Here is a 9,367-nt window from a genome sequence, read left to right as displayed (position 1 = left end):
ACCCCTCCGAAGGCCCCGCACCCCGGGCAGCCCGCCGCAGGCGCGAACCCGGCCAACGAACCCGCACCCCAACCCCGCAACCCCGCCGGAGGCGAACCCGCACCCCGGACAGCCCGCCGCAGGCGCGGACAGCCACCCGGCCCACCGGACAGGACCCCGCAACGGCACAGCGTCAGGCGTCCTCGCGGCGCACCGACAGCAGGTCCTCCAGTTGTTCCTCGCGTGCCTGCGCCGCCACGAACAGCAGTTCGTCCCCCGCCTCCAGCGTCTCCTCCGCGTGCGGTGTCAGCACCCGTGAGCCCCGGATGATCGTCACCAGCGACGTGTCCTCCGGCCAGATCACGTCCCCGACCTGAGTCCCCGTCACCGCCGACTCCGGCGGCAGTGTCAGCTCCACGAGGTTCGCGTCGCCGTGGCTGAAGCGCAGCAGCCGTACGAGATCGCCGACGCTCACCGCCTCTTCCACCAGCGCCGACATCAGACGCGGCGTCGAGACCGCGACGTCCACGCCCCACGACTCGTTGAACAGCCACTCGTTCTTCGGGTTGTTGACGCGGGCGACCACCCTCGGTACGCCGTACTCCGTCTTGGCCAGCAGCGAGACGACCAGGTTGACCTTGTCGTCGCCGGTCGCCGCGATCACGACGTTGCAGCGCTGGAGCGCCGCCTCGTCGAGCGAGGTGATCTCGCACGCGTCGGCCAGCAGCCACTCCGCCATCGGGACCCGCTCGACCGAGATGGCGGTGGGCGCCTTGTCGATCAGCAGGATCTCGTGGCCGTTCTCCAGCAGCTCGCCCGCGATGGAACGACCCACCGCGCCTGCTCCGGCAATCGCGACGCGCATCAGTGACCGCCCTCCTCAGGACCCTCGGCGAAAGCCGCCTCGACCTTCTGGATCTCGTCCGTACGCATCATCACGTGGACGAGGTCGCCCTCCTGGAGCACCGTCTGCGACGTGGGCAGCATGGCCTCGCCGAGCCGGGTGAGGAACGCGACGCGTACCCCCGTCTCCTCCTGGAGAGTGCTGATCTTGTGGCCGATCCAGGCGGCCGACGTGTGGACCTCGGCGAGCTGTACGCCGCCGCTCGGGTCACGCCACAGCGGCTCCGCGCCGGACGGCAGCAGCCGCCGGAGCATCTGGTCGGCGGTCCAGCGGACGGTCGCCACGGTCGGGATGCCGAGCCGTTGGTAGACCTCGGCGCGCCGGGGGTCGTAGATGCGCGCGGCCACGTTCTCGATGCCGAACATCTCGCGGGCCACCCGGGCGGCGATGATGTTCGAATTGTCCCCGCTGCTGACCGCGGCGAACGCGCCCGCGTCCTCGATGCCCGCGTCGCGCAGGGTGTCCTGGTCGAAGCCGACGCCGTTGACACGCCGCCCGCCGAAGCCGGAGCCGAGCCGGCGGAACGCCGTGGGGTCCTGATCGATGACCGCGACCGTGTGCCCCTGCCGCTCCAGGCTGGTCGCGAGCGCGGCTCCCACTCGGCCGCAGCCCATGATGACGATGTGCACGTCCTCTTTACCCCGCAGTCCTGTTCGCCGAGCTGACCTGCGTAAACACCTGGTTCACTCTCTCTTCTCCGTGCGCCGGGCCACGGACGGGACAACCGTACGGGGCGCCGCCCGGGACTGAGCTTATGCGTCCGCGCCCGCCGTGCCGTCACCCGTGTCGGGGAGACGGCGGGGGAGGCCGCGACGGAGTCCCGGCGTCGCCGGCCGTGACCCCGGAAAGGGGCGCCGGGGCCCCGGGCCCCGCGTCGGCGGGGTGGTGCTTCGTACGGCGCCTTCCGGACCGCTTACGATCCTCATCGTGCCGAAACTGACCGACGTGCCCAAACGGATCCTGATCGGCAGGGCGCTGCGTAGCGACAGGCTGGGAGAAACGCTCCTTCCTAAACGCATCGCACTGCCCGTCTTCGCTTCCGACCCGCTTTCCTCGGTGGCCTACGCGCCGGGGGAAGTTCTCCTGGTGCTCTCCATCGCGGGCGCGTCGGCGTACCACTTCAGCCCCTGGATCGCCCTGGCCGTCGTGGTCCTGATGTTCACCGTCGTCGCCTCCTACCGCCAGAACGTGCACGCCTACCCGAGCGGCGGCGGCGACTACGAGGTCGCCAACACCAACCTCGGACGCAAGGCCGGTCTGACCGTCGCGAGCGCGCTCCTCGTCGACTACGTCCTGACCGTGGCCGTGTCGATCTCCTCCGGCGTGGAGAACCTCGGCTCGGCGGTCCCCTTCGTCATCGAGAACAAGGTCCTGTGCGCGATCGGGATAATCGTCATCCTGACGCTGATGAATCTGCGCGGCGTACGGGAGTCGGGCAAGCTCTTCGCCATCCCGACGTACATCTTCGTCACCGGCGTCTTCATCATGATCGCGTGGGGCGCCTACCGCGGGTTCGTGCTCAACGACACCATGGACGCGCCGACGGCCCACTTCGAGATCAAGGCGGAGGAGGGCGGCCTGGCCGGCTTCGCGCTGGTCTTCCTGCTGCTGCGCGCGTTCTCCTCCGGCTGCGCGGCCCTCACCGGCGTCGAGGCCATCAGCAACGGCGTCCCCGCCTTCCGTAAGCCCAAGAGCAAGAACGCGGCGACGACCCTCGCGCTGATGGGCACCCTGGCCGTCACCATGTTCTGCGGCATCATCGGCCTGGCGATGGCCACCGATGTGAAGATGGCCGAGTTCCCGGGCAGGGACCTGATCCGCGACGGTGTGCCGGTGGGCGAGGGCTATGTCCAGGACCCGGTCATCACCCAGGTCGCCGCCGCCGTCTTCGGCGCGGACACCTTCTTCTTCGTCCTGCTCGCCGCGGCCACCGCGCTCGTACTGTTCCTGGCCGCCAACACCGCGTACAACGGCTTCCCGCTGCTCGGCTCGATCCTCGCGCAGGACCGCTACCTGCCGCGCCAGCTCCACACCCGCGGCGACCGCCTCGCCTTCTCCAACGGCATCGTGCTGCTGGCCGGCGCCGCGATCCTGCTGGTGTGGGTGTACGGGGCCGACTCGACCAAGCTGATCCAGCTCTACATCGTCGGTGTCTTCGTCTCCTTCACCCTCAGTCAAACGGGCATGGTCCGGCACTGGAACCGCCATCTGCGGACGGAGCGCGACAAGGCCAAGCGCCGCCACATGATCCGCTCCCGCGCGATCAACACCTTCGGCGCCTTCTTCACCGGGCTCGTCCTGATCGTCGTACTGGCCACCAAGTTCACGCACGGGGCATGGGTCGCCCTGCTCGGCATGGTGATCTTCTACGGGACGATGTCCGCGATCCGCCGGCACTACGACCACGTCGCGCGGGAGATCGCCGCCGCCGAGGGCCCGAGCGGCGACGGCGTACGGCCGTCCCGCGTGCACACCATCGTGCTGGTCTCCAAGGTCCACAAGCCGACGCTGCGCGCCCTGGCGTTCGCGAAACTGACCCGCTCGGACCGGCTGGAGGCGCTCAGCATCAACGTCGACGCGGCCGAGACGAAACAGCTCAAGGAGGAGTGGGAGCGGCGCGGCATCAACGTGCCGCTGAAGATCCTCGACTCCCCGTACCGGGAGATCACCCGGCCGGTCATAGAGTACGTACGGGGTCTGCGCACCGAGAATCCGCGCGACGTGGTCAGCATCTTCATCCCCGAGTACGTGGTCGGCCACTGGTTCGAGCAGGTACTGCACAACCAGAGCGCGCTGCGGCTCAAGGGGCGGCTGCTCTTCACACCGGGCGTGATGGTGACCTCGGTGCCGTACCAGCTGGAGTCCTCCGAGGTCGCGAAGAAGCGCGCGCGGCGACGGGCGGACTGGACCGCGCCGGGCTCGGTGCGGCGGGGGCCGGTGGACACGCGGCCGAAGAAGGAGCCGACGGAGAAGCCCTGAGGGATTCGGTGTGGCGATGACCGGTGCCGCCCGCACGTAGACTGACTGGCTGCCGTCCCGCCCCGCCCATCGTTTTGGAGCCCCGCCCCTCATGCAGACAGAACCGCAGCCCTCAGAGCAGCCTTCGGAGCAGGCTCCGGAAGGGGCCTCAGAGGGGACGCCGGAGCGGGCTTCACTGGTCGGGGACGAGTACGAGGTCGAGGTCGGCCCCGTCGCGCACGGCGGCCACTGCATCGCCCGCACCGACGAGGGCCGGGTGCTCTTCGTACGCCACGCGCTGCCCGGCGAGAAGATCATCGCGCGCGTGACCGACGGCGACGAGGGCTCGCGCTATCTGCGCGCCGACGCGGTCGAGATCATCGACGCCTCCAAGGAACGCGTCGAGGCCCCCTGCCCCTACGCGGGCCCCGGCATGTGCGGCGGCTGCGACTGGCAGCACGCCAAGCCGGGCGCGCAGCGCCGCCTCAAGGGCGACGTCATCACCGAACAGCTCCAGCGACTGGCCGGGCTCACCCCGGAGGAAGCGGGCTGGGACGGCACGGTCATGCCCGCCCCCGGCGACAAACTGCCCGCCGGTGAGGTGCCCCAGTGGCGTACGCGCGTGCAGTACGCCGTCGACGCCGACGGCCGGGCCGGGCTCCGCAAGCACCGCTCGCACGAGGTACAGCCCGTCGACCACTGCATGATCGCCTCCGAGGGCGTCAGCGAACTCGGCGTCGAGAAGCGCGAATGGCCCCAGATGGCCTCGGTCGAGGCGATCGCGGCCTCCGGCTCCGGCGACCGTCAGGTGATCCTCGCCCCCCTCAAGGGCGGCCGGCTCCCGCTGGTCGAGCTGGACAAGCCGGTGTCCGTCCTGCGCGTGGAGGAGCACGACGGGGGAGTGCACCGCGTCCACGGCCGCGCCTTCGTCCGCGAACGCGCCGACGACCGCACCTGGCGCATCGGCATGGGCGGCTTCTGGCAGGTCCACCCGAAGGCCCCCGAGGTACTGGTGGAGGCCGTGATGCAGGGCCTGATGCCGCGCAAGGGCGAGACGGCGCTCGATCTCTACTGCGGGGTCGGCCTCTTCGCGGGGGCGATCGCCCAACGCGTCGGCGAGACGGGCGCGGTGCTCGGCATCGAATCCGGCCGCCGCGCGGCGGAGGACGCCCAGTACAACCTCCAGGACCTGCCCCGGGTCCGCATCGAACACGGCAAGGTCGACACGGTCCTGCCCCGCACCCAGATCACCGAGACGGACCTGATCGTCCTGGACCCCCCACGCGCGGGCGCCGGCAAACAGGTCGTCAACCACCTGGCGGGCCTGGGCGCCCGCCGCATCGCGTACGTGGCCTGCGACCCGGCGGCACTCGCCCGCGACCTGGCGTACTTCCGCGACGCGGGCTACAAGCCGCGGACGCTGCGGGCGTTCGACCTGTTCCCGATGACGCACCATGTGGAGTGCGTGGCGATTCTGGAGCCGGTGAAGAAGGACGCCTGACCTGCGGTTGCGTGCGTGCGCACTATGTGCGGTGTGGGTGTTATGGGCGATATCTTGACGCTCATTTGACGCTCGTTCTGATGGGTCATCAGACGCGTTGCCCCGCTGGTCAGGTGCCTCCTGGCTGGGCGGGAATGGCAGGATGCCGGGAATTTCGTGATGCAGAGCGGCCCCACTCGGTCACCCGCGCAGAGTGGCGGTAGGTTCTTCGTCTGCTGGCGATGCACGGCTTCCACCGCTTCTGAGCTGCAGAGACGGAGGGAAATGCTAGGCAAAAACCCGTGTGGGGCCGTCCTCGATCCGGATCTTGCCCTTGGCGGAGTGGGCAGCACCGGGTGTCGAGCGGGCCGCCGAAGAGGGGCACCGTCGTGAATGACAACACCGCCGACAACCCCTGGTCGCGTTCGTGACGTGGATGCTGCGCGAGGGCCAGCAGAACGGAAAGGGCTACGCCCCCAGTTCCGCCAGCACTCACCTCGCGGCCGGCGTCGTCGGACTACGCCAGCGCAAGGTGACGGTCAGCGGCAACGACCAGTCCGAGGCCCGCACTGAGCTGGGTGACAACGAGACCGTGCGGGCGGCGGCCCGATGACGGACGTGCGCGAGGACGACGACGCGACCGCCCGGGCGTTCATCGCCTACTAGCTGCACGACGTCGCCGCGAACGCCGCCGAGCACGGGCACCCCGCGCTCGTCGAGGCGGCGACCGCGGGCGCACCGCATGAGGGCGAGTACCTCGGCGTGCCGGTCGGCTCCGAGTCCGAGCGGGTTGTCAGCGGCACGCTCGACGTCGCCGCGGCGCAGGCGGTGCTGACCGTTTATCCACTCCTGCAGCAACGTGCGGGCCTCGTCGGGAGTGATGTCCAGTGCGGCGGCCATCTCGTACCAGGTCGCCCCCATCTCCATCGCCTCACGGATCCTGCTGCCGCGCTGCACTTCGATCATGCGGTGCATGGACTCGCGCGGAGCGATGGTCGCGAGCGCGTCGCCGAGATTGCCGCGCTCGACCTCATACGGGAAGTCCTCGGGCAGGGAGCGCGCCTGCAACCGGTCGTCATGCTCCCACCTCCCGCTCGACGAGGGCCCGGAGGCCATCGAGGCCGTCGGCCGACACGAGGCCAGCGGCATGTGGGGCCGCTTCGACAAGAACCGCGCCGACGACGGCTGGCGCGCCTTCACCACCGACCCCAAGAAGCACTCGCTGGGCTGGTCGGCGCGGTACCGCGCCGGCCACGGCCGGACCGTGCTGCTCGTGCGCGACGGCGACACCTCCCTCCTGCACAGCCAGTGGACCGGCGACGAATTGCTGTTCCGGGCCGGCGGCTACTGGTGGAACGGGGAGACCTGGTACCGACCCGGCCAGGTCTGGGATCCCATCGCGCAGGACTACGAGCGGCGCAGGGCCCGCATGGCCGTCACCGTCACCGCCTCCGACATGCTCGACGGCCGCGCCGACCCTGCCCGGGCGTACGTCGGCAAGGTCCTCACCTCCGACCCCGACGAGACGGGGCCGCACAACTGGCTCGACCATCTCGCGCTGTGGGCCGAGCGCCGCCAGGAGCAGGAGAACGCCCTGGAGTTGGAGCGGTGCGTGGTCGACGTCTCCAGTCCCGAGCTGACGGGGGCGCAGCTGATCGGTGCCCCGGAGATGGCCGAGCTGGGCGGGATCAGTGCCTCGACGCTGCGGGCCTACATCTCGCGCGGCCACAGCGAGGTCCCGCAGCCGCAGGCCGTCGTCGGCGGCCGTGACCAGTGGGCCCGCGCGGTGGCCGACGACTGGGTGGAGGCCCGCAAGCGCTCCTACGAGGGGGTCGGGGCCGCGATGTCCGCCGGCGACCGCCACAGCCTCTCGCCCGGCGCGGCCGAGGTCCGCGACCGGTTCACCGCCGACTTCCAGCACACGCTGTTCGGCCGGCCCGACGTGCGCAAGCGGTGGGTGCTGCCAGCGCAACCAGGAGTCCGTCGCCGAGGTCGCGGGAGAGCTCTCCTGGTCCGTCGCGGCCACTCTCGACCGCATCATCCCCACCGAGGACCTCGGCGCCGTCGTACAGCGCGCGGTGATGGCAGACCTCGCCGACTACGCCGAGGAAGCCAAGGAGAAGGGGTCCTGGTTCCTGCTGAACCTGACGCTGCCGGTGGGCAAGATGCTCGTCTGGTTCATCCGCCACTTTCCCGGCGAGGCGTACGCCACCATCGGGGAGATCCAGCGTCAGGCCAACACCAAATGGGGCGTACCGGCAACCGACACGCTGTATGTGCTGCGCAGGGACCTCTCGCTCGGCGGCAAGCTCACCGACGAGCAGCGCGAGACCTACTTCGCCCTGCTCGAACCGCACAAGAGCACCGACTGACGCGACACCCGTGAACAGCCGGGGGCCGGAGCCACATTGGCTCCGGCCCCCGGCGCGTGACTGTAGCCGGGCGCAACCATCGCCCCGTTACCCTGTTTCGAACGGACGACCTAAACCGCTGACGCGCCCCTGGGAGATGACCAAGCGTCATACCCGGGAACCGAAAAGGCAGCTCCGGGCCATTACAAACTCGTGAAACGCCTTCGAACTTGATCGCAGCAACGATCATGTCGGGCGCCACATCGGACCACCTGAAGTGCCGTCAGGTCACCTCCGCCCCGGTACGCCCAGGCGCGCCGCTGGCTATAGCTGACACCAGCCGCCGCTTTCACTGCACCGCCGAGGCTGTGGTCACGCACTCTCCCGAACACGACACGAGGCTATGGACCCCGGGTCGAGGCAGTCGATGATCGGCTCGACTCCGCTGAATGTGCTGGTCGTTCATGACGAGGGACGGTGGACACGGCCGAGCTGACCGGCATCGTGGACATCGTGATGCGCACTGCCGTGGCGGTGCTGCGGCAGCCAACGAAGGCGGTGGACGCCACGCTGTTGCCGGCGCGGGCGATGACACCGAGATCTGGCGTTACTGCCCGAACGACTGCAGCGACGCGATCATGTGTTCCAGGGAGTCGCATGCTTCGGGCCGACCGTTGCTCTTTGGCCCGCAATCCGGGTGACCCACAGCCTTTCCCCGGCTGGACGGGAACTATTCGACGAGTGCAGCGGACTAGTAGGGAAAGCCAGCGCTACTGCCGAAGATCGATGAGGGTCGAACTTGACGAACATGAGCAACGTCGTGCCGCTTACAGGCTCTTCGAGGCGACACGTCCGCGGCCCGGGGTGTCCCAGTGCGCCGCCCCTCGCCGTAGATCGGTGCCGGTTCGACAGGAGATCGAGTGAGCGCTCGACAGATGTGCCCACGGAGCGCAGGTGCCTGCTCGCATCGTCGGCCGCGAGCGCCGGTCTCATCCGGTCTCCACCTTCGAAGCGCCCGCAGCATCCGAGAACGCTTCCCCAGTCAAGGAGACAAGGACGATGCCTCTACGTGCTCAGATCCTCATGTACGACGGGGTCGAGAAGTATGACTTCATCGGCAATGTACCTCCTCGGGCACGCCGCACTGGCGGGCAGCTAGGCAGAGATGACACCGGTGCGGCCATCGGCTCCTGGCGAGGTGACCTGCTTCTTCGGCACCAGCGTCACGGTGCCGACCGCATGCGAGCCCACCGACACCGATCTTCTGATCGTGCCGGGCGGCGGCGACCAGGTGATCAACGATCCGGATGTCCTAGAGAACCTTGTACGCGCACTACAGGCCGGGGGCGTAGTCGCCGGTGTCTCCACAGGGTGCATGGTGCTGTCCGCAGCGGATCTGGCCAAGGAACGTCCCTATACCACCCATCACCTGGACAAGGGGGAACTCAAAGCGCAGGGCGGCCTCGTCAAGGATGCCCCGCGTCATCGACGACGGAGATGCTGTCACTTCAGGAGGCGTTTTCCTCGGGGCTGGAGTCGGGTCTGTGGCTGTGCAAGCGCGAACTCGATGATGCCGTGGTGGAGGTGGCGAAGACGCTGGCTATGAGCCACGCGGACTGCCCGGACAGCGCATTCACCATCCTGGCTCGCCCCTCCCCCGACCGCTGACTCGGTGAGCGGAAGAGCCTCCCCGCA

General features: G+C 69.2%; 7 protein-coding genes and 1 pseudogene. 5 read left to right on the top strand and 3 right to left on the bottom strand.

The genetic code is table 11. The features are described 5' to 3' along the window. Positions 1 to 172: 172 nt before the first annotated feature. Together P3L51_RS33090 and P3L51_RS33085 are read right to left on the bottom strand one after the other, a co-directional pair. A complete protein-coding gene (locus P3L51_RS33090) occupies positions 173 to 844 on the bottom strand; it encodes a potassium channel family protein (RefSeq protein ID WP_354609041.1) in 672 nt (223 codons plus the stop codon). Continuing rightward, positions 844 to 1,512, bottom strand: coding sequence for a potassium channel family protein (locus P3L51_RS33085; protein ID WP_354609040.1), 669 nt, complete (start codon positions 1,510 to 1,512; stop codon positions 844 to 846). The genes P3L51_RS33090 and P3L51_RS33085 overlap by 1 nt, the downstream gene beginning before the upstream one ends. A 298-nt stretch (positions 1,513 to 1,810) precedes the next feature. Here P3L51_RS33085 and P3L51_RS33080 point away from each other — a divergent pair, with 298 nt between their 5' ends. Both P3L51_RS33080 and P3L51_RS33075 read left to right on the top strand, forming a co-directional pair. Then, the gene (locus P3L51_RS33080; protein ID WP_354609039.1) at positions 1,811 to 3,862 is read left to right on the top strand and encodes an APC family permease; all 2,052 of its coding nucleotides are present in this window, start codon (positions 1,811 to 1,813) and stop codon (positions 3,860 to 3,862) included. Positions 3,863 to 3,953: 91 nt separating this feature from the next. Next, positions 3,954 to 5,342 carry a class I SAM-dependent RNA methyltransferase gene (locus tag P3L51_RS33075; protein WP_354609038.1) on the top strand — a complete coding sequence of 463 codons (1,389 nt, stop codon included), beginning with the start codon at positions 3,954 to 3,956 and terminating at the stop codon, positions 5,340 to 5,342. Between the two features lie 471 nt (positions 5,343 to 5,813). On the opposite strand, the gene P3L51_RS33070 is transcribed toward P3L51_RS33075, so the two are convergent. Beyond that, entirely contained in the window at positions 5,814 to 6,389 is a 576-nt protein-coding gene (locus P3L51_RS33070) for a hypothetical protein (RefSeq protein ID WP_354609037.1), read from the bottom strand. Positions 6,390 to 7,402: 1,013 nt separating this feature from the next. Here P3L51_RS33070 and P3L51_RS33065 point away from each other — a divergent pair. The 3 genes and pseudogenes from P3L51_RS33065 to P3L51_RS33055 all read left to right on the top strand — a co-directional run bounded on the left by P3L51_RS33065 (position 7,403) and on the right by P3L51_RS33055 (position 9,340). Continuing rightward, positions 7,403 to 7,693 (top strand): hypothetical protein, encoded by a 291-nt coding sequence (locus tag P3L51_RS33065; protein WP_354609036.1) that lies wholly within the window; start codon positions 7,403 to 7,405, stop codon positions 7,691 to 7,693. Between the two features lie 1,144 nt (positions 7,694 to 8,837). After that, positions 8,838 to 9,134 (top strand): annotated as a pseudogene (locus tag P3L51_RS33060) (DJ-1/PfpI family protein); the annotation flags it as partial. A gap of 35 nt (positions 9,135 to 9,169) precedes the next feature. Further along, positions 9,170 to 9,340 (top strand): hypothetical protein, encoded by a 171-nt coding sequence (locus P3L51_RS33055; protein ID WP_354609042.1) that lies wholly within the window; start codon positions 9,170 to 9,172, stop codon positions 9,338 to 9,340. Positions 9,341 to 9,367 lie beyond the last annotated feature (27 nt).

The sequence above is a fragment of the Streptomyces panacea genome, assembly GCF_040560175.1.
Classification (GTDB): domain Bacteria; phylum Actinomycetota; class Actinomycetes; order Streptomycetales; family Streptomycetaceae; genus Streptomyces; species Streptomyces panacea.
This window is presented reverse-complemented; position numbering and strand designations above follow the sequence as displayed.